Consider the following 21,662-nt stretch of genomic DNA (forward strand, 5'->3'; position numbering starts at 1 on the left):
AGCCACCTTCCCCCCAACCGCCCATGCTGACCGACGACGAGCGCTCCGCTTTCCTGCATTCCATCGCCCGCGTGCGGCAGCGGGCAGCGCAGGCGCTGCGGCAGGCGCAGGGCGCAGATGGTGCGGATGGCGCCGTGGCTTTCATCGCGCAGCTGCACCGGGGGCTGGACACCGTGGCCGAGCAAGCCCGCGCCACCGGCCCCCAGCCCGCCTGCCAGGCCGGTTGCGCCCACTGCTGCCACCTGCGGGTCGAAGCGACCGAGCCCGAGGTCTTCCACATCGCCAAGCACCTGCGTGCCCAGCCCGCAGAGGCATTGGCCGATGCCCTCAGCGCTCTGCAGCGGCATGTGGCCACCGCCGCGCTCAACCCCACCAACCCAGCACGCCAGGCCTGCAGCTTTCTCGTGGATGAGCGCTGCAGCATCTACCCCGTGCGCCCCGCCGCCTGCCGCAAGGCACATTCGCTGTCGGCCCCGCACTGTGCAGAACAATCCGCCACCATCCCGCAAAACCTGCGCCTGCTGGTCGATGCCGAGGCCCTGATGGCAGGCACCGCCCTGGCCTACCGCGACCAGCCCCTGCCCGCCAGCGCCCACGAGCTGAACGCCGCCGTGCTGGCCGCCCTGAACGACCCCGCCGCCCAGGCGCGCTGGTACCAGGGCGATGCAGCCGCCTTGATGCCGACGGACGCGCAGAATTGACTGGCGAATTGACTTCCATCAAGCCCCACCCTGCGCAGCGGCACACAATGCCCCACCGTCGATAGAGGAGGCTGGGAGCTTTCCCCCTTCACATCGCGTGCCCTCCACCCAACCGCCCCATCGCCTTGATGAACATGCCCTCGCCCCTGCGCTCTGCTCTCCTTCTGATGGCCGCTACGCTGACCCTGCCCCTGCTGGGGTGCAAAAAGCCCGAAGCCAGCGGACCCACGCAGACAGGTTTTGACGCGCTGGCAGCAGCGTGCACCCAGGCCCTTGCTGCGCGCGAGCCCCATGTGCGCCCCGGGGGCAGCGGCGAATGGATCAAGACCGGATACAGCCCCGCCCTGGTACAGCCCGAGGTCACCCGCACCGAATCAGCCGTGACCCCCTACGTGGGCAAGATTGTCATCAAAGACAACGAGGCCCAGGCCACCGCCACCACCGAAGCCGCCGCCCAGTCCATCACCCTGACCCCGGCGCACCTGCTCTCCAACCGCACCCACACCTTCATCTACAGCTTTGACGGCAAACAATGGCGCTGGCAGAACGGCCAGCGGCTGACCAAGATACCGGGGCAAAACGACCGGCTGGAGGCACTGACGCTGGCGGATGTGAATGCGGCGGGGCCGAAGGGGTTTGCGGGGTGTTTGCCGCGTTGAGCCGCTAAAACGCTCTCATTTTGATAGCTTTTTCCGCTTGATTGCCTAGCGCTGCAGGCTTTTTTGATGAAATTTTGTATCGACACACACCAGAGCCGCCGCCAGCAGTCTGGCGTCACACACAAGCCCTGGTGGGTAGTCGCGCGGCCCAGAAAGCCGTCAGATCATTCAAGATCTGCGTCCATGCGGGTAATCAAACCCTTGGCATCCACGGTGATATCGAGCGTGCCAATCTCTTGGCCGAAATCCCCCGTGAAATCGACCCTCACCACCGCCCGCCGGCGTCCAAGCCGCTTCATCGAAAGGAACCGGGTCACCGTGTGATAGCCAACGAAATACTGTTCGATGTAACGGCGTATTCCGGGATGGCCATCAAAGCGGTGGCCGGTGGATGGGTCGTCGATCACCGCATCGTGCACGAACAGGCTTAACGCGCGCTCCACATCAAAAGCGTTGGTGGCCGTGATCAAGACATCGGCCACCTGGCGAAGGTGTTCATGGGTTGGGCCCATCGCACCACGGCCCCTGTTTTCCATGCTGTCCATACCGGCTGACGAACTGGCGCTTTCAGCACGAAGTTTGCTCATGCCAGCACGCTCACCACCACCTTGCCACGGGCGCAGCCATCGGCTAGCAGGGCATGTGCCTTGTCTGCCGTGTCGAGCGTGAATGTGGTGGGATCGAGCAAGGGCTTCAACTGTCCGGCTTCCGCAAGCGCGGTGGCCTGTTCCATGATCTCGCCATGGTGCTCGCGGAACTGCCCCGTGAGGATGGGCAGCAGCGTGAACACCCCCGAGAAGGTGGCACCCCGGAACGACAGGGGCGCCAGCTTGTGGGTGCCCCAGCCTAAAGAGGTCACCACATGGCCGGAGTAACGGCGAACGGCCAGGAAGGACGCGTCCAGCACGGGGCCCCCGACCGTGTCGTACACGATGTCGAAGCCCTTGCCCTCCGTAAACGCGTTGACATACGCCTCTACCGAGGTCGTTTCGTAGTCAATCGGCGTGGCGCCGATGGACCGAATGTAAGCGGCCTGCGCCGCCGTACCCGTGGCAAACACATCGGCACCACGCGCGCGGGCCAGCTGCACCGCCACATGGCCCACACCCCCGGCGCCGCCGTGCACCAGCACCTTGTGTCCACTGCCCACCTTGGCGCGGTCCACCAAGCCCTCCCAGGCGGTGATGAAAACCAGCGGCAGGGCTGCTGCCTCGCGCATCGTCACATTGGCGGGCTTGCGTGCAATCAGTCTGGCATCGACGGCGGCATACTGCGCCAGGCTACCTTGCAAACCGCCAATGCCGCCCGTGAAGCCGTACACCTCGTCACCCACTTGGAAGCGTGAAACGCCATGCCCGACCTCCTCGACCACTCCGGCAAGGTCCATGCCCAGAATGGCAGGGAGCGGTTGCTGGGCATGCTCAGCCGCGCCCGCACGGATCTTGGTGTCCAGCGGGTTCACGCCGCTGGCATGGATACGCACCAGCACTTGGCCCGCATCGGGCTGCGGCCGGGGCAACCAGGTGGGGGTCAGTGCACCATGATGGGATGCGAGTACCAGCGCCTGCATGGTGGGGGTGGAGGTGGGAGAGGTTGACATGGTGTTTACCTTCTTTGCAATGAACAGTGCCACCAGTGTCTGCCGTTCGCTTTTGAATGAAAATCCACAAGATTGAAACTCGTTCATTCACTTTTGCATGATGCAGCCGATGAATTGGGATGACGTGCAGGTGTTCTTGGCCATTGCCCGGCACGGCACGCTGGGTGCGGCAGGCCGCGCGCTCAAACAAAGCCAGCCCACCATGGGCCGGAGGTTGAAGGCGTTGGAGCTTTCTCTGGGCCACACCCTGTTCCAGCGAACCTCCGAGGGCTTCGTGTTGACCGACGAGGGGGCCGCCGTGCTGAGCCATGCCGAGGGTATGGAGGCGCAGGCACTGTCGTTCTCCAGGCAACTGGATGGCGCTGATCAACAGCTGGAAGGCAGCCTGCGGTTATCGACTTCCGACTGGTTTGGTCTGCACGTGCTGGCGCCCCTTTGCGCAGCGTTTACCAACCACCACCCTCGGGTCACCATCGAACTCCTGACCGATGCGCGCCTGTTCAGCCTGGCACGCCGCGAGGCAGACCTGGTGGCGCGGATTGTTCCTTTTGACGAACCCGACGTCATACAGCGACGGCTGATGCATGTGCCCTACGCGCTGTACACCCAGCGCGGCGCAGATTTACACCAAGACGGGGCCCACGTTCGCCTCATCACGATGGACCTGGGCTTCAGCGAAATGCCGGACGCAGCTTGGCTGCGCGAGGCCTTTCCCTCTGCGCGCATCACGTTTCGCAGCAACAACCGGCACGTGCAGGTGGTGGCCTGTGCATCGGGCGCGGGCCTGGCCGTGTTGCCGTGCCCGTTGGGTGATTCACACCCCGGCTTGCAAAGGCTGGAAGGCGCCAAGGCTCCGCCAGGGCGCGACGTTTGGCTGGGTTATCACCGGGATTTGCGCAGGCTGCCACGGCTGCGTGCTCTGGTGGATTTGTTCATGGAGCGGCTCAACCCCAGCCGCCCCGATGAGACGGAAAACCGTTGATGCAGAAGCGCCACGCCAAAATACCCGGAATGTGACGCAGCCCGTGCAAGGGCTGCGCTGCCTCGTTCAGCGCACCAGTGCCGCTTTGGCCGCGCCAGGGCCACCGTTATGGCGCTTTGCCAGCGCAATCAGGATGTGGATACCGACCGCCAGTGCCACCAGCAGCACGGCACCCAGGCCCCACAGCACCCAGGCCAGGAAGGTGACGCCCCCTGCAAGAGCAGGCACGGCCTCCAGCACAGCTTGCACCATGGGGCCCACAGATGATACGAAGGCCTCCCACTGGCCCATCAACTCTGGGGGCATCCAGGCCTTGAGCCAGCCTGGCACCAGGATGGTGTTTGCCACCGCGCTGCCGCCAGTCAATGCGCCCGCGCTGGACACCGCCCAGACCGTGACCGCATGCATTCCCCAGCATGCCAGAGACCACAGGGCCAGCAGCGCCAATGAAAGAAACCAGTTGAGTGCGTAGAACATGTGAAAGCTTCCTTTATTTTCAAATTGGCAAGCGGCGAGTATGGGCAAACCTGCGCGGCATAGACACCAGCCCCAGCCGCACCTAGCATTCGGTTTTCTCGAACCTGAGCCCGCCCATGCTGAACTACCGCCACCTGTACTACTTCTGGATGGTTGCCAAGGAAGGTGGCTTTGCCCGTGCGGCAGACCGGCTGAACATGGCTGTGCAAACCATCAGCGCACAGGTGCGCGATCTGGAAAAAGCGCTGGGCCACCAGCTTCTCAAGCCTTCGGGGCGCGGTGTGGCGCTGACCGAAGCCGGGCAAGCCGCATTCACACGGGCTGAAGAGATTTTTCAACTGGGCCAGCACATCGAAGAAGAGGTGCGCGAAGCCGCAACCGCCCGTGTGGCGCGGTTGTCGGTGGGTCTGTCTGACGGCATCTCCAAACTGGCGGCACATGCACTGCTGGAGCCCGTTCTGGCCACGCCCCATTTACGGCTGGTGTGCCACGAGGGCGAGTCCGACGAGTTGCTATCCGAGCTGGCACTGCACCAGCTGGACGTGGTTTTGGCCGGGCAAGCCGCGCCGCGCAACCCCCACCAGCGCCTGACAAGTCAACGCATTGCCCGCTCGGCCCTGCAGTGGTATGGCCCGGCGTCGCTGGTAAAAATGCAGGTGCGTGACCGGTTTCCCCAGTCGTTGCGAGACTTTCCCGTGCTGCTGCCTACGCACCATGCACCACTACGGGCCACTCTGGATGCCTGGTTTCAGGACGTTGGAGTGCAACCACGTGTGGTGGGTGAGTTTGAAGACAGCGCCTTGTTGGCCGTGTTTGCGGCCCGGGGGCTGGGGGTATTTCCGGTCAGCCGTCTGGGTGCGCAAGATGTGGGGCTGGTGCGTGGGCTGCGCCTGCTGGGTGAATGCCCCCAGCTTTTTGAGGAGGTTCACGCTATCTGGTCGCGCCGGGGGCAGCACCACCCGCTGGTGCGGCAGTTGGTGGATGCTTCCGCAGTGCTGGGTACAGCCTAGCGGGCTTCCCACACAACCACCATCCCCCTTGTTTATGGTTGCACTTGCAGTTACAGCTGCATCAGGCAGCCTGCGCCAGCTCGTAGTGGCCGATCCCGGAGGGCATGAAGCCCATTTGCCAATACCGGCCTGCTGCATTCATCAGCCACCACTCACTCGGCGCTAGGTGACTGTCTGCCATGGCTGCGGTGTACGCGAACTCCAGGGTCTTGCGCCGCAGCTCAGGGTCTGTCACTTCAGCGAACAGCAAGGTCAGCGTGGGGCCATCAATGCTGGCGGTCAAAACCCGCTGTTCATGCATGCCCATCCACAGGTCTTCGCACAGGCCATGCAGCACCTTGCCAAAGCCGCCTTGCGGCAGACTCAGTTCCTGCTCCATATCAAGCCCATGCAAGGCATCCAGCTCGGACCGGCTCACATGGCCATCCGATATCAACAGCAAGGCGACGATTCGGGCCACAGCTTCGGGGCTATTGCGGGGATAGCTACGCATCTCTGATCTCCTTGAAATGGGGTAAGTGCAATGACAAAGGTGACAAGCAAGCAATGGTTGACCCAGCGCGCCCTAGCGGCGATAGCGTTAACGCGGCTGCCAGCCGTCGCGGTACTGGGCTTGCACCCGCAGCGGCACCTTGACCGGAACGCGCCGCAGCACAGGTGCCCGAGCCACGGCGACACGGGAGAGCCAGCGCACAAGGCGATGACGCAGGGAGGCAATAAGTGAAGAGACACCAGACCAGGGTTTCACGGACGGTTCCTTTGAGGCGGAAAGTTGCGAACAGGAAGAAGCCTTGAATGTGTGCCCCCCGCCCGCTGACAAGAAGCAGGTTTTCTCTGATGTAGACATCCAAAAAGTCGAAGTGACTCATCCGCAGCGAAATCGCCGCCAATGCACAGGATTTTCAGAAATGCAACGAAGAAACTTCCTGCTGGTTTACCGCCAAGCTGCGGGCTACGGTGTCACCCTCAACTCAGGAGATCGCAAATGCAGATTCTTTTCAGAACACGCCACCCCGAAGCCGCGTTGATGCGCGAATCTGTGGAGCGCCGGGTGCGCTTTGCCTTTAGGCGGCTGAACGCCCTGGTGCCGCGTGCAGAGATCAAGCTGGAGGACATCAACGGCCCCCGGGGCGGCCCTGACAAGCGCTGCCAGATAGCCCTGCGCACCGATGGTGCAGGCGCTGTGGTGGTGTCTTCTGTGGCCAAGGACTGGCGCTGCGCGCTGGACGAAGCCCTGGCAAGCGCCGCCCGCCACCTTCTGCGTACCTGGCGCCGCAGCACAGCGCAGCGCAAACAGCTCCGCCGCGACGGGAGGGCAAGCTCTGAATCCCACGGCACCGGCGAATACCCTGCATAGGGACCCAAGCGCTGCCGCTCAACCCGCCAACCGCTGCACAGGGTCCGTTCCCCTAGCAAGCGATGGCAAGGTCACTCGCATCAACTGTCATGTTGGGTGACATGCCCCATAGCCCGGGCGACGTACTCTTCCTTCTCGCCCACCGGGGCAAAGTAGTGGATGACTTCGCGGGCAGCCTCGGGCCCTTCCAGCCGCGCAATCAGCCAGGCAGCCAGGTACTGCGCCGACAGGCACCCGCCCGCCGTGGCCACGTTTCCCTTGGCAAAGAAAGGCTGGTTCAGCACGGTGACACCAGCCTCTTGCACCCAGGGTTTCGTGGTCAGGTCGGTGCAGGCCGGCACGCCGTCAAGCAGCCCCAACTTGGCCAGGATCAAAGCCCCCGAACACTGGGCGCCCAGCAACTGGCGAGCCGGATCGAAGTCGAGCTCCGCCATCAGGGCGGCGTCCTGCACCACCTCGCGGGTCTTCATGCCGCTGCCCACCAGCACGGCATCGGCCGACCGCGCATAGGGCAGCAGCGACTGGGCCTGCACCGTCACGCCGTTCATGGAACGCACCTGGTCTGTAGGGCAGCACAGCGACACCTCCCACCCCGGTTTCTTCACCCGGTTGAGCAGGCCCAGGGCAATCAGGGAATCGAGTTCATTGAAACCGTCGAAGGTCAGGATGGCGATGCGCATGGCGGTGGAGTCCTGTTCAGTAGAGGAAAGGCGAGTGAATGAAGCATGAAATGGCGAAGCGCATCCTATCGACGGCATTCAATACAATCAAAAAATTGTCATAGATACGTTTCAACGCAGGTGCACAACACCATGGGCCAGGTTCGGTACAAGCAAGTGGTGGACGCACTGGCGTCGGACATCCGCACGGGGCTGCTGCGGCCGGGCACACGCCTGCCCACCCACCGCGCACTGGCCCAGCGGCATGGCCTGGCGCTGGCCACGGCCAGCCGCGTGTATGCCGAGCTGGAGGCCATCGGCCTGGTGGTGGGCGAAACCGGGCGCGGCACCTTTGTGCGCGACCCCGCCTCCCCGCGCGGTGCCGACGCCGACCTCACCACGCCCGCGCCCAGCGCCGCAGACCTCTCGTTCAACAACCCCAGCGTGCCGGGCCAGGCAGACCTGCTGCGGGATGCCCTGCGCAAGCTGGCCGCCTCCGGCGACCTGGAATCGCTGCTGCACTACCACCCCTACGGCGGCCGGCCGCACGAACGCGCCATCGTGGCCGGGCACCTGAAGACGCGCCAGCTGCAAGTGGCGGGCGAGCAGGTGCTCATCGTCAACGGCGCGCAGCACGGCATGGCCGTGGCGGCCATGGGCCTGCTCAACCCCGGCGACGTGGTGGCGGTAGACGCCCTCACCTACCCCGGCTTTCGCGTGCTGGCAGAACGCCTGCGGCTGGACCTGGCCCCGGTACCCATGGGCCCCGCTGGCACCGACCTGGACGCCTTGCAGCGCCTGTGCGAGACCCGGCCCGTGCGCGCCATCTACACCATGCCCACCCTGCACAACCCGCTGGGCTGCGTGATGGGCGCCCGCGCCCGCAAGCGCCTGGTGGGCATGGCGCGCGCACACGACCTGCTGGTGATCGAGGACGCACCCTATGCCTACCTCGCGCCCGAGGCGCCGCCCCCCATCGCGGCGCTGGCCCCCGAGCGCACGGTGTACCTCTCCAGCCTGTCCAAGAACGTGGCCACGGGCTTGCGGTTTGGCTTTGTGGCCACATCGCGCGAACTGATCGGCCCCATCGAACGCGCCGTGCGTGCCACCGCCTGGAACACGGCCGGGGTCATCACCGCCATCGCCTGCAGCTGGATCGAAGACGGCACCGTGGCCCGGCTGGAGGCCGACAAACGCGCAGACACCGCGCAGCGCCAGGCCATTGCCACCGGGGCGCTGGCGGGGTTGAAATTGGTACGGCACCCGAACTCCTACTTCATCTGGCTGCCGCTGGGCGACGACCAACGGGCCGACCGCATCGCCGCCACCCTGGCAGAACGCGGGGTGTCCGTGTCGACCGCCGAAGGGTTTGCCACCACCACCCATGTGCCCCACGCGCTGCGCATCGCGCTGGGGTCGGTGGCGCTTGAAGACCTGGCCCGGGCGCTGGCCGTGGTCAAGGATGTGGTGGTGCAGGACTGTTCGTGAACAGGTGCAAGGAGTCCGGTAGCGCGGCCGGGTTGGGATAACTCGGCAAACGCGGCGAACCCGCCTTGACGCGGCGCACCGGCAGATCGGTGGCCAGGCGCTGTACCGCCGAGCCACGTGACGCCGGTTGAAAGTCGTTCGGCACCACCAGCACATCCGCGAGCGCATCGCGCACGACGCGTTGCGCCACGCTCTCGAACAGCAGGTCAGAGAGCCTTGACGCCGGGTGCTTGCCCACTACGATGAGGTCCGCTGCCGTGTTCTGCTGCTGCACCACCACCTGCCGGGCTGGATCGCCTCGCCCGATGGAAGACGACAGCCGGTTGCGCCGTGCGTCGTACGAATCGGTCAGTGTGAACATCCGGTCTTGCGCATGGCGGCGGCATTCCTCCCGGTAGATCTGAATGGTGCGTTCAGACACTTCGGCATACCGCAGCTTGCCCTCGTTGGCGGTGCTGATCGCATGGAACAGCTCAACCCGCGCGATGGGATGCAGCGCAAAAGCCAGCTCGACCAGACGGTGCGACACCCGCGAGAAGTCCACCGCCACCATCAAAGTTTGGTAAGGCTGGTCGGCAGGATTGCGCACCACGATCACAGGGCGCTGACAGGCACGCAGCATCTGGATGGCGGGATGCGCGGTGAACCAGGCGCGCAGGCCACGCAACGGCGCCGTGCCCCACACCACCAGGTCGGCGCCCGCCGCCTCGCGCACCACATCCGCAGCGGTGAAGTCGATGCGCGTTGCCGCGTGAACGTGGATGCCGTGGCGCTGCCGAAGTTGCAGCGCATGGTGCGACAGGCGCACGCCCGCGTCCGGCGGGGGTGCCTCAGCGGGTGGGGCCAAATAGACGAGCCTCAGAGTTGCACGGTGCTCAGCGCACAGCAGCGCAGCGCGCGCGATGGCATGGCCTCCCTGCAGAGAGAAATCAGTGATGGCGAGGATGGAGCGAGGGGTCATAGTTGAAGGTCCTTCTGTTTTGCACAGCGCGCACCTATCCCGAAGCGCCAATGCAAGGTGGCGCCGGGCTGGCGGCGGTGATGCTGGTGAGCGCGGCCCCTGGCGGGCCGCAGACGGGTTGCTGCGGGGCTGACGACTACGTGACGTAGTCGCCCGTGGCCTCAGGCTGGAACTGAATGCCTTCGACAACGGCCGCGCACTCTTCGCCATACGGCGTGTGCCACTTGGCAACATCCCCCACCTTCAGGCCCAGCAGGCTGATGCCCACGGGCGACAGCACCGAAATGAAACCCGCAGCCGGTTCTGCGTCTTGCGGGTAGCAAATGGTGAGCACCTGGCGCCGGTGGGTGTGCACGTCCACCAGTTCCACGCGGGAATACATGGTGACCACGTTGGCCGACACGGCGCGCGAGTTGGTGATGTCTGCGTTGGCAAGCAGATCGTCAAGAACAGCGGGGAGCTGGTGGCCCACCAGCTTGCTCAGGCGCGAATAGTCCAGGTCGGTGAGCGTGCGCTCGCCGTGAACGACAACAACAGCTTCATGCATGAAAGCACTCCATCAAATGCGGCTGTCGCCCCGTGTGAACAAGACGGCCGCTACCGCGCGAGGCTGGTGCCCGGCGGTGGATGGTTGCGCTGAAAGAGGATGGGGGGAGAGGGTGCCGCCGGGCTTATGAATGTGCTGGCGTCAGCTGACGACGCGCATTCTTCTTTGCTGCCGCTCGCGCGACAGCCGCAGCGTGGAGCAGCGCAGCCAAGGCGGCAAAAGTGCAAATTAGGAGGGTCGTCATGCGGCAGAGTCTAAGCCGCGCAGGCGGTTTTGGGCTGAATGGCCCCAGGGTTCTTGCCAGATAGCCGCGCCCGAAGACTTCACACCTTACGGCTTCTTGAGCTTATCCTGCGGGCGCTGGACGTCAAAGTGTGGGCCTCTTGAACTGCCCCCACCATCCGTACGACGGTTGCCTCACAGCTTCGCAATCGACACCTCGGTGGACTTGACCAGCGCGACCACGTCGGAGCCGACGATGAGGCCCAGGTCGTCCACCGAGCGGGTGGTGATGACCGAGGTGACGACGCCCCATGGCGTCTCGACATCGACCTCGGAGACGACGTCGCCGCGAATGATTTCGCGGACCTTGCCCTTGAACTGGTTGCGTACGTTGATGGCTTGAATGGACATGGGGTTCTCCTTGAATAGTCCGTTGAAAAAGAGGTCAGTGAAAGAAAAACAAGCAAACGAAAAGAGAGAGAGAGAGAAATCAGACCGCCCAGCGCAAGCCATGCGCAGGCACGCCGGGCCAGGAAACCTCGTGCGCAGGCTCCCCCTCGGGCTTTTGCAGCACCCGGTCGAGGATGCGTTTCTCGATGGCGGCAAACGCGGCGTCGCCATGTGCACGCGGGCGTGGCAGGTCGATGCGCTGGTCCAGCGCGATCTGGCCGTCTTCGATCAGGATCACGCGGTCGGCCAGAGCCACGGCCTCTTGCACGTCGTGGGTGACCAGCAGCGCGGTGAAGCCGCTGCTGCGCCACAGGCCTTCGATGAGGCGGTGCATCTCTATGCGGGTGAGCGCATCCAGCGCGCCCAATGGTTCATCGAGCAGCAGAAGGCGCGGGTTGTGCACCAGGGCACGCGCCAGGGCCACGCGCTGGCGCTGACCGCCGGACAGGCGCGCGGGCCACTCGGTCAACCGATCGCCCAGGCCCACGCGGGCCAGCACGTCGGCGGCTGCGCCGCGCTGCGCGGGCGGCAGGCCCAAGGCCACGTTGTCCTGCACGCGCTTCCAGGGCAAGAGGCGCGAGTCCTGAAACATGATGCGGGTGTCGCCGCTCAGGCCTGCAACGTCCTGGCCATCGAGGCGGATCGCGCCGCCGGAGACAGGTTCAAGCCCCGCCACCAGGCGCAGCAGTGTGCTCTTGCCGCAGCCGCTGCGGCCCACAATGGCGACGAACTGGGCGGGTTCGATGACCAGCTCGGTCTTCTTGAGCACGTCGCGCGTGCCGTAGCGTTTGTCCACGCCGCGCACTTCCAGGCGCACGCCTTGGGGTTGTGGAGATGTATTAGTGGTCAAAATGGCCTCCCGCGCTTATCTATCAAGCGCTAGCAGCTATAAAAATGTGAGTAATCTGACACAGGACCTTGCTGAGGGCGTGGCCCCATGCGAGGGACGCAGAGCAAGGGCCGCCCCGCAGCGAGTGCGTCGTCCCCCTGCCCGCGAAGCGAGAGCGGGGGGGAAGGCGCGCAGCGCCTCAGGGGGGTGTCACGCCTGGTATCCGGGATGCCACCGCAACCAGTAGCGCTCCAACCCCTTGGCGAAGACGTCGGCCAGCTTGCCCAGCAGCGCATACAGCAGGATGCCCACGAGCACGATGTCGGTCTGCAGGAACTCGCGTGCATTCATCGTGAGGTAGCCAATGCCCGCCTGCGCCGAGATGGTCTCGGCCACGATCAGGATCACCCACATCAAACCGAGCGAGAAGCGCAGCCCCACCAGGATGCTGGAGAGCGCCCCGGGCAGGATGATCTGCTTGTAGAGCTGCCAGCGGCCAAGGCCATAGGTGCGGCCCATCTCGATCAGCCCCGGGTCCACATTGCGGATGCCGTGAAAGGTGTTGAGGTAGATGGGGAAGAACACCGACACGCTGATGAGGAACAGCTTGGCCGATTCGTCGATGCCGAACCACAGGATCACCAGCGGGATGAGCGCCAACGCAGGGATGTTGCGCACCATCTGGATGGTGGAGTCGAGCAGCGTTTCGAACAGCTTGACCGAGCCGGTGAGCAGGCCCAGCGCCAGTCCCAGGCCGCCGCCAACGGCTAGCCCGGCCAGCGCACGGCCCGCGCTGACCTGGACGTGGGTCCACAGTTCGCCCGAAGCGGCCAGCGTCCACGCGGCCTTGACGACCTCCAGCGGTGCGGGCAGCACACGCGTAGACAACCAGCCCTGTGACGATGCGATCTGCCACAGCGCGATGAGGCCGATGGGCACGGCCCAAGGCAACAGGCGCTGTGCGACGCTGGCGAGAAAGCGGGCCACGGGTGCGGGCAAAAACGGCCCTTCGATGGGCAGGTCCACGGCGTCGGCCACCGGGGATACCTGCAGTTCTCTTGCGGTGTGTGTCATGGAGAGTTCCGGTTCGGGGACAAGTCAGCTTTGCGACGCGCGCGGCACAAAGTCGTTGGCCACGGTTTCGCCAAACGGGCCCAGTGGGTTGCCAAACAAGGGGTTGCCGCTGGCCAGTTGGTTGCGCAACGGCAGGGGCAGCAGCGGGAACACCAGCTCGGCAAAGCGGTAGGCCTCGTCCAGGTGCGGATAGCCCGACAGCACAAAAGTGTCCAGCCCCAGCGCTGCGTATTCCTCAATGCGCGCAGCCACGGTCTGCGGGTCGCCCACCAGAGCGGTGCCTGCACCGCCACGCACCAAGCCCACGCCCGCCCACAGGTTGGGGCTGATCTCCAGGTCCTTGCGACTGCGCTTGGCGCCGCCCGCATGGAGGGACGCCATGCGGCGCTGGCCTTCGGAGTCCATGCGCGCAAACACGGCCTGGGCGCGCACCACGGTGTCGTCGGTCACATGGCTGATGAGTTCTTCGGCAGCGGCCCAGGCCTGTTCCTCGGTCTCGCGCACGATGACGTGCAGGCGGATGCCGAAGTTGACGGTGCGGCCGTGTTTGGCGGCACGGGCGCGCACGTCGGCCACCTTCTTCGCCACTTCGGCCGGTGGCTCGCCCCATGTCAGGTAGGTCTCGACCTGCTCGGCCGCCAGGTCGTGTGCGGCGGGCGACGAGCCGCCAAAGTACACGGGCGGGTGGGGCTTCTGCAACGGCGGAAAGAGCAGCTTGGCCCCTTTCACCGAGAGGTGCTGGCCTTCAAAGTCCAGGCTCTCGCCCCGGTGGCTGCGCGCCAGAATCTCGCGCCAGATGCGGATGAACTCGGCCGACTGTTCGTAGCGCGTGGCGTGGTCCAGGAACACGCCGTCGCCCTCCAGCTCGGCCTGGTCGCCGCCTGTGACCAGGTTGATGAGCAGGCGCCCGCCGGACAGGCGATCGAACGTGGCCGCCATGCGCGCAGCCAGCGCGGGCTGGTGCAGGCCAGGGCGCACGGCCACCAGAAACTTGAGGTTGCGCGTGACGGGCAGCAGGCTGGCCGCCACCACCCACGGGTCTTCGCACGAGCGGCCGGTGGGGATGAGCACACCCTCGTAGCCCAGGCTGTCGGCCGCCACCGCGACCTGCTTGAGGTAGTCGTGGTTGAGCTGGCGTGCGCCTTTGGCGGTGCCGAGATACCGGCTGTCGCCATGGGTGGGGATGAACCAGAAAATTTTCATGAATGCCTCGGAATAGATATGGGTTGGATGTGGCGGATGTGACTCAGGGCTTGGAGGTGGCAGCAGCCAGTTGCGCAGCCGCTGGCCGCCACACGATGTCGGCCACGTTCACGGGTTTGGGGATTAGGCCCAGCTTGAAGAACGCGTCGGCCACACGCTGCTGGTCGGCCACCGTGGCGTTGCTCAACAGCCCCACGGGCGACGAGGGACGGCGCTGGATGAACAGGCTCACCACGCCCGCGTCCAGGCCGCTGAAGTCGGCAATCAGCTTGATCGCGTCCTTGCGCGCCTCTTGCGCCAGGCGGTCGGCACGGCTGAGTTCTTCAAACAGCACGCGCAGCACCTGGGGGTGGGCCTGCACGAAGGGGCGGGCCGCCAGGTAGAAGGAGTTGTTGCTGCTGGCCAGGTCGCGCCCCGTGGCCAGCACGCGGGGCTGGATGGCCAGCTCGGTGGCGGCGTAGAACGGGTCCCAGATGGCCCAGGCGTCCACGCTCTTGCGCTCGAACGCGGCACGTGCATCGGCCGGGGCCAGGTACACGGGCTGGATGTCGGCCCACTGCAGGCCCGCACGCTCCACGGCGCGCACCAGCAGGTAGTGCGCGCTGCTGCCCTTTTGCACGGCAATGCGGCGGCCCTTGAGGTCGGCCAGGGTGCGCAGGGGCGAATCCCTGAGCACCAGCAGCGCCGAGCTGTCGGGCTTGGGCGGCTCGGCCCCCACATAGAGCAGGTCTTTGCCGGCGGCCTGGGCAAACACGGGCGGCGAGTCGCCGGTCAGGCCGAATTCGAGGCTGCCGACCGACAGCGCCTCCAGCAGCTGCGGCCCGGCCGGGAACTCCAGCCAGCTGATCCGCGTGCCCGGAAAGCGCTTTTCCAGCACGCCCTGCTGCTTCAGGATGACGAGGTTGACGGCCGACTTCTGATAACCAATGCGCAGTTGCTCAGGCCCTTGCACGGCGGCGCTTTGCGAGTGGGCATAGCGGCTGGCCAGCGCCCAGCTGAAAGCGGTAACGCCCAGCAGCTGCAGTGCGCGGCGGCGCTCTGGGTGGACGGTGAGGTGGGTCATGGCGATGTGTCCTTTCATGGCCCGGGTCACAGCAGATCCACCGGCGCGGCATGCAGCAGGTTGAGCTTTTTGGGGATGAGCTTGAGGTCGAAGAAGGTGTCGGCAATCGCCTGCTGCTCGGCCAGGATCTCGCGCGTGACGGGCGCGGTGCCGAAGCGGGCGCGGCTCAGGTACAGGTCGGTGATGGACTTGTCCAGACCCAGCACGGCCGACAGCTCGGCCGCCGCGGCCTCCTTGTTTTTGGACGCCCAGGTGTCGATGGCGTTGACCTCTTCGATGGCAATGCGCAGCACGTCGGCGTTCCTGGTGGCGAAGTCGCGCGAGGTGAAGTAGTAGGCGCGGTTGTTGACCACGCCCGTGGCATCGACCAGCAGGCGCGCATCGAGTTGCTTTTGCGCGGCGGCGAGGAAGGGGTCCCAGATGATCCAGGCATCGATCGCACCGCGTTCAAACGCGGCCCGCGCGTCGGCCGGGGCCAGGAAGATGGATTGCACGTCGCCGTATTTCAGGCCGTTCTTCTCGAGCAGCTTGACCAGGAAGTACTGCACGTTGGAGCCCTTGTTGTAGGCCACGCGCTTGCCCTTGAGGTCGGCCACGCTGCGGATGGGCGAACCGCTGGGAACAATGACCGCCTCCAGTGCGGGGCGCGGCACGGTGGCACCGGCATAGACCAGCGGCGCGCCAGCGGCCTGGGCAAAGATGGGCGGGGCCTCGCCCACGTCGCCGAAGTCGATGGAGCCGACATTGAGGGCTTCGAGCTGAACGGGGCCCGCGTTGAACTCGGTCCAGGTCACCTTCACACCCAGCGGGGCCAGGCGCTTTTCGAGCGTGCCTCGGCCCTTGAGGATGGAGAGCCAGCCCTTTTGGTGGCCCACGCGCAGCACGCGGCCAGCGTTTTGCGACCAGGCCTGGGGCGTTGCGACTGTTGCGGTGCTGGCAGCAACCGCAGCCAGCAGTTGGCGGCGTTGCAGGGAGAAGCGGTTCAGTTCGTTCATGGTGCGGATTCCAGATTCAAAACAGGTGAGGGACTGACGACCGGACTGGGTTGGCAGCAGGCGGCACACCGCCCTGCCCGCGCACCCGGCGCAGCAACAAAATCAAAAAAGAGGGACGAAGGGGGAGGAAGGCAGGCGCTGGCACCACGGCAGGGCCGCAGCGCCAGGCCGTTGTCAGACGCTACATCGCACCTGCGAGAACGGAACCGGCGCAAACCGCGTGGCCTGGGCGGGCGATGGGCGCAGGGTTTCGGTCACGAGCACATTTACCGCGTCGTCCAGCCGCGTGGCGATGTCGGGCTGCAGGTGGTAGCTGCCCTCGGGCGTCAGCGTGACCTGGGCATCGGTGGCGTAAATGCCCGGGAGGATGCTTTTGGCGCCCAGCGACTGCAGCACGGGCCGCAGCGCGTAGTCGAGCGCCAGCATGTGGTGCGGGCTGCCGCCCGTGGCCAGGGGCAGCACGACCTTGCCCTTGAGGGCCGTTTGCGGCAGCAGGTCCAGAAACACCTTGAGCACGCCGCTGTAGGCCGCCTTGTAGACCGGGGTGGCCACCACCAGCACGCTGGCATCGGCCACCTGGTCGATGGCATGCACCACCGTGGGGTGGCCAAAGTCGGCCAGCAGCAGCGCCTGGGGCGAGAGGTCGCGGATGTGGATGCGGTCCACCAGCGCACCGCGCACCGAAAGGCGCTGGGCCACGGCGTCGAGCAAGGCGGCGGAGCGGGAACGCTCCGAAGGGCTGCCAGCGATGAGCAAGGCGGACATAGTGTGGATTCCTTGATTACTACTGTTTTGATAGCTATCAGCGCTTGATGGACGCGCGCAGAAGGCTGTTTTTTCTTATAAAAAGGACGTACAGCGCCCTACCCGGCCCGCCCGGGCTGGGTTTCTTGCGTGGAGATCGGGGCACTGCCCACCCGCGCACAGAGGCGGGCGGGCTTGCTGGCTTACTTACTTGCGCGTGTAGATCTGGTCAAAGCTCGCGTTGTCCGCAAAGTGGTCCTTGGCCGCCTTGTCCCAGCCACCGAACGCGTCGTTGATGGTGAACAGGTTCAGCTTGGGGAACTGCTTGGCGTACTTGGCCTTGGCTTTGTCAGACACGGCGGGGCGGTAGAAGTGCTTGCCCGCAATGTCCTGGCCTTCTTCGGTGTAGAGGTACTGCAGATAGGCCTCGGCCACGGCACGGGTGCCCTTCTTGTCCACGTTCTTGTCCACCACCGACACGGCGGGTTCGGCCAGGATGGAGATCGAAGGCGCGATCACGTCGAACTTGGTGCCGAACTCCTTTTCGAGCAGGTAGGCCTCGTTCTCCCAGGCGATCAGCACGTCGCCCTGGTTGCGCTGAGCGAAGGTGATGGTGGAGCCACGCGCGCCGGTGTCCAGCACGGGCACGTTGCCATACAGCTTGGCCACGAAGTCCTTGGCCTTGGCGTCGCCACCGTACTTGCGCTTGGCGAATTCCCACGCGGCCAGGTAGTTCCAGCGCGCGCCGCCCGAGGTCTTGGGGTTGGGCGTGATCACCTTCACATCGGCGCGCACCAGGTCGTCCCAGTCCTTGATGCCCTTGGGGTTGCCCTGGCGCACCACCAGCACGATGGTCGAGGTGTAGGGCGAGCTGTTGTGTGGCAGGCGCTTTTGCCAGTCCTTGGGAATCCAGCCGCCGTTGGTGTGCAGCGCATCGGTGTCGCCCGCCAGGGCCAGCGTGGCCACGTCGGCGTCCAGCCCGTCGATGATGGAGCGTGCCTGCTTGCCCGAGCCGCCGTGGCTTTGCTTGATGGTCACGTCCTGGCCGGTCTTGGCCTTCCAGTGCTTGGCAAACGCCTGGTTGAACTCCACGTACAGCTCGCGGGTCGGGTCGTACGACACATTGAGCAGCGTCACAGACTGTGCAAACGACGGCAATGCCGTCAGGGCCAAACTGCCCACCAGGGCGGCGGCGAAGGGAAACTTGATAAAGTCGCGGCGAAAGTTCATGGGAGGGCCTCTTTTGTGAATGTGTTGCGGTGCAAATCACCGATGGAACGCATTCTGGAAGGCCCTCTTCAAAACTGGAACTACTGAGATTTCAGTTCTTAATATCCAAATCATCTGAGCGAAGCCTTTTTCGCTCGCCCCCACTACAAGGAATTCCCATGGCACGCACCGTTCAATGCATCAAGCTCGGCAAGGAAGCCGAAGGCCTCGACTTTCCGCCCTACCCTGGCGAGCTGGGCAAGCGCATCTGGGAAAGCGTGAGCAAGGAAGCCTGGGCCGGCTGGCTCAAGCACCAGACCATGCTGGTCAATGAAAACCGCCTGAACCTGGCCGATGCGCGAGCCCGCCAGTACCTGGCACGGCAGATGGAGAATCACTTTTTTGGCGGTGGCGCAGACGCTGCGGCGGGCTATGTCCCGCCCAGCGCGTGACGCAGCGCAGCACACCCCGGAGCGGTTCGCGGTAAAAACCGCCTTCCCTTTCCAACAGGCCGGCGCCACGCCGGCCTTTTGCCGTTCCTATGACTGAACCCATCGAGTGGCTGCCGGACGGCACCCCCTACAGCCCCCGCTTCGGCGACCGCTACCACAGTGAAAACGGCGGCCTCACCCAGGCCCGCCGCGTTTTTCTGCACGGCTGCGGCCTGCCCGAGGCCTGGGCGGGGCAATCGCAGTGGAGCATTCTGGAAACAGGGTTTGGCTTTGGCCTGAACTTCCTGGTGACCTGGGCCGCCTGGCGGGCCGACCCAGAGCGCCCCACGCTGCTGCATTTCGTATCGACCGAAGCCTGGCCCGTGAGCGCGGCCGACCTGCTGCGCGCCACCTCGGTCCACCCCGAACTGGCGCCGCTGGCAGAAGCACTGCACCAGCAATGGTGGGGCCTGCTGCCGGGCGTGCACCGCCTGCGTTTTGACGAGGGCCGGGTGCTGCTCACCCTGTATGTGGGCGACACCCAGACCATGCTGCGCCAGCAGAACCTGACGGTGGATTCCATCTACCTCGACGGCTTCAGCCCCCAGCGCAACCCCGAAAGCTGGGACCTGCACACTCTGAAGGCAGTGGCGCGCTGTTGCCATCGCGGTACACAGCTCGCCACCTGGACCATCGCACGCGCTGTGCGCGATGGCTTGGCGCAATGTGGCTTTGAAGTGAACCGCGTGCCCGGCGTGCCGCCCAAGCGCGACAACCTGCACGCCACCTACAACCCACGCTGGGAGCCGCGCACCGCGCGCCAGCCTGTAGCCACGCCCCAACCCGCCCTGCCCGGCCCCTGCATCGTGATCGGCGGCGGCATTGCGGGCGCGGCCGCAGCCGCCAGCCTGGCCCGGCGCGGCTGGCAGGTGGTGGTGCTGGACCAGGCCCCCGAGCCCGCCGCAGGCGCATCGGCCCTGCCCGCCGGGGTGTTTGCGCCCCATGTGTCGCCGGATGACAGTGTGCTCTCGCGCCTGTCGCGCAGCGGTATCCGCACCACGCTTGAGCAGGCCCGCTGGCTGCTGAGCGAGGGCATGGACTGGGCCCATTGCGGCGTGCTGGAGCACCGCACCGACGGCACGCCCGGCCTGTCGCCCGCTTGGGACCAAGGATCAGGCGCCGCCTGGAGCGAGCCTGCGTCCCGCACCGCCCTGGCTGCCGCCCAGCTACCGCCCGATGCCACCGCCTGCTGGCACCACCAGGCAGGCTGGGTGCGCCCTGCCCGCCTGGCCACGGCCTTGCTGGCGCAGCCCGGCATACGCTGGCAAGGCGACTGTCAGGTGGCACAGCTACGACGTGCCGAGCCCCCCGCCGCCGATGACCACCCGGCCACCACGGTCTGGCAGGCGCTGGACGCCCAGGGCCAGGTGCTGGCCGAGGCAGCCACGGTGGTCATTGCGGCGGGCGCTGGCAGCCTGGAGCTGCTCAACCACCGCTGGCCTTTGCAGCCGGTTCGGGGGCAGGTGTCGTGGGGGGACCATGCAGACCCTGCGGCGCCGCTGCTGCCGTTTCCGGCCAACGGCAACGGCAACCTGGTGCCCCGCTTTCCGCTCGGCGGCGATGCGGGTGGCCGCCAGGGCTGGGGTTGGGTAATGGGCTCCACGTTTGAGCGGGATGTGCAGGCCCTGCCGCCCAGCGCCGCCGACGTTCAGGCAGCCCATGCCACCAACTGGGGCAAGTTGCAGGCACTGCTGCCCGCAATAGCACCGCAATTGGCGCCCGCGTTCCACCAAGCGTCGCTCGCTCCCCCCACCGCAGCGTCAGAACCCGAAGGGGGGCCAGCAGCGCCGCCTGCCCTGAAAACCTGGGCCGCCGTGCGCTGCACCGCGCCGGATCGCCTGCCCATCGTGGGCCCTGTGGACGCCACGGACCTTCCGGGCCTATGGGTCAACACCGCCATGGGCGCGCGGGGGCTGACGCTGGCGCTGCTCTGTGGCGAGCTGCTGGCAGCCCGCCTGCAAGGTGAACCCCTGCCGCTGGACGCCAAGCTGGCCAGGGCGCTGGGAACGGAGCGTCTGTAAACGCTGAAAACGCGTTAAAAAACCGCGCCCACACTTGCTTATAAGCAAATTGACATATTAGCAGAGCGAAACAATAGTTTGCTTCCATAAGCCTCTCCCCTACATTCGCACCCATGCATGAATTGGCGTTTGTTTTTGCGGGCTTTGCGGTCGGGCTGATTGTGGGCCTGACCGGCGTGGGCGGTGGCTCGCTGATGACGCCGATCCTGATCTTCTTCTTTGGCATCAAGCCCCACATGGCCGTGGGCACCGACCTGCTGTTCGCGGCCTTCACCAAGATGGGCGGCACCGTGAGCCTGGCCCGCCAGCGCCTGGTGCCCTGGAAAGTGGTGGGCCAACTGTGCGCAGGCAGCATTCCGGCCGCGTTGCTGGCGCTGTGGGCGCTCAAGGTGATGGGCCCCGCCAGTGGCACGGCGCAGCGCGTCATGACCACCACCCTGGGCTTTGCCCTGCTGCTGACGGCGGCGGCCACGCTCTACAAGGTGGTGGCGTTTTCTGCCCAGCGCCAGGCGGCCGAAGCCGCTGCCCGCAAAACCCATGCTGGCGACCCCACGCGCCCCCGCCACTGGAGCCTGCCCGTGCTGCTGGGCGCGGTGATCGGCACGCTGGTCACCTTCACCTCTGTGGGCGCTGGCGCCATTGGCGTCACGGTGCTGCTGCTGGTCTACCCCATGCTGCCCCTGCCGCGCATCATCGGTGCCGACATTGCGTATGCCGTGCCCCTGACCTTGGTGGCGGGCCTCGGCCACGCCTCGCTGGGCTCGGTGGACTGGCCTTTGCTTGCACAATTGCTGGCTGGCTCACTGCCGGGCATCTGGATAGGCTCCCGCCTGGTGACCCGCACGCCTGAGCGCCTGATTCGCTCCGCCTTGTCCATCCTGCTGGCCTGGGCAGGCTTCAAACTGATTCTGATCTGAGTG

At 65.7% G+C, this 21,662-nt stretch carries 24 protein-coding genes; 9 read left to right on the plus strand and 15 right to left on the minus strand.

The features are described 5' to 3' along the window. Window positions 1-23: 23 nt before the first annotated feature. Both ACQ4MJ_RS10235 and ACQ4MJ_RS10240 read left to right on the plus strand, forming a co-directional pair. Window positions 24-701, plus strand: coding sequence for a YkgJ family cysteine cluster protein (locus tag ACQ4MJ_RS10235; protein WP_431152781.1), 678 nt, complete (start codon window positions 24-26; stop codon window positions 699-701). A gap of 128 nt (window positions 702-829) precedes the next feature. Next, window positions 830-1,360 carry a hypothetical protein gene (locus ACQ4MJ_RS10240; RefSeq protein ID WP_431153083.1) on the plus strand — a complete coding sequence of 177 codons (531 nt, stop codon included), beginning with the start codon at window positions 830-832 and terminating at the stop codon, window positions 1,358-1,360. Between the two features lie 164 nt (window positions 1,361-1,524). On the opposite strand, the gene ACQ4MJ_RS10245 is transcribed toward ACQ4MJ_RS10240, so the two are convergent. Further along, window positions 1,525-1,947, minus strand: coding sequence for a nuclear transport factor 2 family protein (locus tag ACQ4MJ_RS10245; RefSeq protein ID WP_238385469.1), 423 nt, complete (start codon window positions 1,945-1,947; stop codon window positions 1,525-1,527). Further along, complete coding sequence (locus tag ACQ4MJ_RS10250; RefSeq protein WP_431152780.1) at window positions 1,944-2,960, minus strand: zinc-dependent alcohol dehydrogenase family protein; 1,017 nt, start codon at window positions 2,958-2,960, stop codon at window positions 1,944-1,946. The genes ACQ4MJ_RS10245 and ACQ4MJ_RS10250 overlap by 4 nt, the downstream gene beginning before the upstream one ends. A 109-nt stretch (window positions 2,961-3,069) precedes the next feature. Here ACQ4MJ_RS10250 and ACQ4MJ_RS10255 point away from each other — a divergent pair, with 109 nt between their 5' ends. Further along, entirely contained in the window at window positions 3,070-3,942 is an 873-nt protein-coding gene (locus ACQ4MJ_RS10255; protein ID WP_431152779.1) for a LysR family transcriptional regulator, read from the plus strand. 66 nt (window positions 3,943-4,008) lie between these two features. On the opposite strand, the gene ACQ4MJ_RS10260 is transcribed toward ACQ4MJ_RS10255, so the two are convergent. After that, the gene (locus tag ACQ4MJ_RS10260; protein ID WP_431152778.1) at window positions 4,009-4,419 is read right to left on the minus strand and encodes a hypothetical protein; all 411 of its coding nucleotides are present in this window, start codon (window positions 4,417-4,419) and stop codon (window positions 4,009-4,011) included. Between the two features lie 116 nt (window positions 4,420-4,535). On the opposite strand from ACQ4MJ_RS10260, the gene ACQ4MJ_RS10265 reads away from it, so the two are divergent. After that, the gene (locus tag ACQ4MJ_RS10265; RefSeq protein ID WP_431152777.1) at window positions 4,536-5,429 is read left to right on the plus strand and encodes a LysR substrate-binding domain-containing protein; all 894 of its coding nucleotides are present in this window, start codon (window positions 4,536-4,538) and stop codon (window positions 5,427-5,429) included. Window positions 5,430-5,490: 61 nt separating this feature from the next. Here ACQ4MJ_RS10265 and ACQ4MJ_RS10270 read toward each other — a convergent pair whose 3' ends face one another. Continuing rightward, complete coding sequence (locus tag ACQ4MJ_RS10270) at window positions 5,491-5,922, minus strand: TerB family tellurite resistance protein (RefSeq protein ID WP_431152776.1); 432 nt, start codon at window positions 5,920-5,922, stop codon at window positions 5,491-5,493. Window positions 5,923-6,414: 492 nt separating this feature from the next. On the opposite strand from ACQ4MJ_RS10270, the gene ACQ4MJ_RS10275 reads away from it, so the two are divergent. Continuing rightward, window positions 6,415-6,786, plus strand: coding sequence for an HPF/RaiA family ribosome-associated protein (locus tag ACQ4MJ_RS10275; RefSeq protein WP_431152775.1), 372 nt, complete (start codon window positions 6,415-6,417; stop codon window positions 6,784-6,786). An 80-nt stretch (window positions 6,787-6,866) separates the two neighbouring features. Here ACQ4MJ_RS10275 and ACQ4MJ_RS10280 read toward each other — a convergent pair whose 3' ends face one another. Then, entirely contained in the window at window positions 6,867-7,466 is a 600-nt protein-coding gene (locus ACQ4MJ_RS10280) for a DJ-1/PfpI family protein (protein WP_431152774.1), read from the minus strand. Window positions 7,467-7,598: 132 nt separating this feature from the next. On the opposite strand from ACQ4MJ_RS10280, the gene ACQ4MJ_RS10285 reads away from it, so the two are divergent. Then, window positions 7,599-8,933, plus strand: a complete 1,335-nt coding sequence (locus tag ACQ4MJ_RS10285) for a PLP-dependent aminotransferase family protein (RefSeq protein WP_431152773.1) — start codon at window positions 7,599-7,601, stop codon at window positions 8,931-8,933. On the opposite strand, the gene ACQ4MJ_RS10290 is transcribed toward ACQ4MJ_RS10285, so the two are convergent. The 10 genes from ACQ4MJ_RS10290 to ACQ4MJ_RS10335 form a co-directional block, all read right to left on the minus strand. After that, window positions 8,902-9,894: a universal stress protein gene (locus tag ACQ4MJ_RS10290; RefSeq protein ID WP_431152772.1), complete on the minus strand. Its 993-nt coding sequence runs from the start codon at window positions 9,892-9,894 to the stop codon at window positions 8,902-8,904. The genes ACQ4MJ_RS10285 and ACQ4MJ_RS10290 overlap by 32 nt on opposite strands. Before the next feature lie 136 nt (window positions 9,895-10,030). Further along, window positions 10,031-10,441 carry a GreA/GreB family elongation factor gene (locus tag ACQ4MJ_RS10295; RefSeq protein WP_431152771.1) on the minus strand — a complete coding sequence of 137 codons (411 nt, stop codon included), beginning with the start codon at window positions 10,439-10,441 and terminating at the stop codon, window positions 10,031-10,033. Between the two features lie 417 nt (window positions 10,442-10,858). Then, entirely contained in the window at window positions 10,859-11,074 is a 216-nt protein-coding gene (locus tag ACQ4MJ_RS10300; protein ID WP_055393898.1) for a TOBE domain-containing protein, read from the minus strand. A gap of 79 nt (window positions 11,075-11,153) precedes the next feature. Continuing rightward, window positions 11,154-11,963, minus strand: a complete 810-nt coding sequence (locus tag ACQ4MJ_RS10305) for an ATP-binding cassette domain-containing protein (RefSeq protein ID WP_431152770.1) — start codon at window positions 11,961-11,963, stop codon at window positions 11,154-11,156. A gap of 189 nt (window positions 11,964-12,152) precedes the next feature. Further along, window positions 12,153-13,016, minus strand: coding sequence for an aliphatic sulfonate ABC transporter permease SsuC (gene ssuC / locus ACQ4MJ_RS10310; protein WP_291503926.1), 864 nt, complete (start codon window positions 13,014-13,016; stop codon window positions 12,153-12,155). Window positions 13,017-13,040: 24 nt separating this feature from the next. Continuing rightward, window positions 13,041-14,219, minus strand: coding sequence for an FMNH2-dependent alkanesulfonate monooxygenase (ssuD, locus tag ACQ4MJ_RS10315; protein WP_431152769.1), 1,179 nt, complete (start codon window positions 14,217-14,219; stop codon window positions 13,041-13,043). Window positions 14,220-14,262: 43 nt separating this feature from the next. Beyond that, the gene (locus ACQ4MJ_RS10320; protein WP_431152768.1) at window positions 14,263-15,282 is read right to left on the minus strand and encodes a sulfonate ABC transporter substrate-binding protein; all 1,020 of its coding nucleotides are present in this window, start codon (window positions 15,280-15,282) and stop codon (window positions 14,263-14,265) included. A 26-nt stretch (window positions 15,283-15,308) separates the two neighbouring features. Continuing rightward, window positions 15,309-16,277, minus strand: coding sequence for a sulfonate ABC transporter substrate-binding protein (locus ACQ4MJ_RS10325; protein ID WP_431152767.1), 969 nt, complete (start codon window positions 16,275-16,277; stop codon window positions 15,309-15,311). A gap of 174 nt (window positions 16,278-16,451) precedes the next feature. Further along, a complete protein-coding gene (gene ssuE / locus ACQ4MJ_RS10330; RefSeq protein ID WP_121506677.1) occupies window positions 16,452-17,042 on the minus strand; it encodes an NADPH-dependent FMN reductase in 591 nt (196 codons plus the stop codon). A gap of 186 nt (window positions 17,043-17,228) precedes the next feature. Then, the gene (locus tag ACQ4MJ_RS10335; RefSeq protein ID WP_121506678.1) at window positions 17,229-18,251 is read right to left on the minus strand and encodes a sulfate ABC transporter substrate-binding protein; all 1,023 of its coding nucleotides are present in this window, start codon (window positions 18,249-18,251) and stop codon (window positions 17,229-17,231) included. 158 nt (window positions 18,252-18,409) lie between these two features. On the opposite strand from ACQ4MJ_RS10335, the gene ACQ4MJ_RS10340 reads away from it, so the two are divergent. From ACQ4MJ_RS10340 to ACQ4MJ_RS10350, 3 genes are all read left to right on the plus strand, one after another. After that, a complete protein-coding gene (locus ACQ4MJ_RS10340) occupies window positions 18,410-18,682 on the plus strand; it encodes an oxidative damage protection protein (protein ID WP_010461281.1) in 273 nt (90 codons plus the stop codon). 89 nt (window positions 18,683-18,771) lie between these two features. Continuing rightward, window positions 18,772-20,742 (plus strand): FAD-dependent 5-carboxymethylaminomethyl-2-thiouridine(34) oxidoreductase MnmC, encoded by a 1,971-nt coding sequence (gene mnmC / locus ACQ4MJ_RS10345; RefSeq protein WP_431152766.1) that lies wholly within the window; start codon window positions 18,772-18,774, stop codon window positions 20,740-20,742. A gap of 113 nt (window positions 20,743-20,855) precedes the next feature. Further along, complete coding sequence (locus tag ACQ4MJ_RS10350; RefSeq protein ID WP_431152765.1) at window positions 20,856-21,659, plus strand: sulfite exporter TauE/SafE family protein; 804 nt, start codon at window positions 20,856-20,858, stop codon at window positions 21,657-21,659. The last annotated feature ends 3 nt before the right edge of the window (window positions 21,660-21,662 follow it).

This window comes from Acidovorax facilis (genome assembly GCF_050626955.1).
Lineage (GTDB): Bacteria > Pseudomonadota > Gammaproteobacteria > Burkholderiales > Burkholderiaceae_C > Acidovorax > Acidovorax facilis.

Bases quoted from the DNA above. Each gene is read 5' to 3' on its own strand.
- ACQ4MJ_RS10235 (WP_431152781.1), top strand. From the start codon at position 24: ATGCTGACCGACGACGAGCGCTCCGCTTTCCTGCATTCCATCGCCCGC.
- ACQ4MJ_RS10240 (WP_431153083.1), top strand. From the start codon at position 830: ATGAACATGCCCTCGCCCCTGCGCTCTGCTCTCCTTCTGATGGCCGCT.
- ACQ4MJ_RS10245 (WP_238385469.1), bottom strand. From the start codon at position 1,947: ATGAGCAAACTTCGTGCTGAAAGCGCCAGTTCGTCAGCCGGTATGGAC.
- ACQ4MJ_RS10250 (WP_431152780.1), bottom strand. From the start codon at position 2,960: ATGTCAACCTCTCCCACCTCCACCCCCACCATGCAGGCGCTGGTACTC.
- ACQ4MJ_RS10255 (WP_431152779.1), top strand. From the start codon at position 3,070: ATGAATTGGGATGACGTGCAGGTGTTCTTGGCCATTGCCCGGCACGGC.
- ACQ4MJ_RS10260 (WP_431152778.1), bottom strand. From the start codon at position 4,419: ATGTTCTACGCACTCAACTGGTTTCTTTCATTGGCGCTGCTGGCCCTG.
- ACQ4MJ_RS10265 (WP_431152777.1), top strand. From the start codon at position 4,536: ATGCTGAACTACCGCCACCTGTACTACTTCTGGATGGTTGCCAAGGAA.
- ACQ4MJ_RS10270 (WP_431152776.1), bottom strand. From the start codon at position 5,922: ATGCGTAGCTATCCCCGCAATAGCCCCGAAGCTGTGGCCCGAATCGTC.
- ACQ4MJ_RS10275 (WP_431152775.1), top strand. From the start codon at position 6,415: ATGCAGATTCTTTTCAGAACACGCCACCCCGAAGCCGCGTTGATGCGC.
- ACQ4MJ_RS10280 (WP_431152774.1), bottom strand. From the start codon at position 7,466: ATGCGCATCGCCATCCTGACCTTCGACGGTTTCAATGAACTCGATTCC.
- ACQ4MJ_RS10285 (WP_431152773.1), top strand. From the start codon at position 7,599: ATGGGCCAGGTTCGGTACAAGCAAGTGGTGGACGCACTGGCGTCGGAC.
- ACQ4MJ_RS10290 (WP_431152772.1), bottom strand. From the start codon at position 9,894: ATGACCCCTCGCTCCATCCTCGCCATCACTGATTTCTCTCTGCAGGGA.
- ACQ4MJ_RS10295 (WP_431152771.1), bottom strand. From the start codon at position 10,441: ATGCATGAAGCTGTTGTTGTCGTTCACGGCGAGCGCACGCTCACCGAC.
- ACQ4MJ_RS10300 (WP_055393898.1), bottom strand. From the start codon at position 11,074: ATGTCCATTCAAGCCATCAACGTACGCAACCAGTTCAAGGGCAAGGTC.
- ssuC (WP_291503926.1), bottom strand. From the start codon at position 13,016: ATGACACACACCGCAAGAGAACTGCAGGTATCCCCGGTGGCCGACGCC.
- ssuD (WP_431152769.1), bottom strand. From the start codon at position 14,219: ATGAAAATTTTCTGGTTCATCCCCACCCATGGCGACAGCCGGTATCTC.
- ACQ4MJ_RS10320 (WP_431152768.1), bottom strand. From the start codon at position 15,282: ATGACCCACCTCACCGTCCACCCAGAGCGCCGCCGCGCACTGCAGCTG.
- ACQ4MJ_RS10325 (WP_431152767.1), bottom strand. From the start codon at position 16,277: ATGAACGAACTGAACCGCTTCTCCCTGCAACGCCGCCAACTGCTGGCT.
- ssuE (WP_121506677.1), bottom strand. From the start codon at position 17,042: ATGTCCGCCTTGCTCATCGCTGGCAGCCCTTCGGAGCGTTCCCGCTCC.
- ACQ4MJ_RS10335 (WP_121506678.1), bottom strand. From the start codon at position 18,251: ATGAACTTTCGCCGCGACTTTATCAAGTTTCCCTTCGCCGCCGCCCTG.
- ACQ4MJ_RS10340 (WP_010461281.1), top strand. From the start codon at position 18,410: ATGGCACGCACCGTTCAATGCATCAAGCTCGGCAAGGAAGCCGAAGGC.
- mnmC (WP_431152766.1), top strand. From the start codon at position 18,772: ATGACTGAACCCATCGAGTGGCTGCCGGACGGCACCCCCTACAGCCCC.
- ACQ4MJ_RS10350 (WP_431152765.1), top strand. From the start codon at position 20,856: ATGCATGAATTGGCGTTTGTTTTTGCGGGCTTTGCGGTCGGGCTGATT.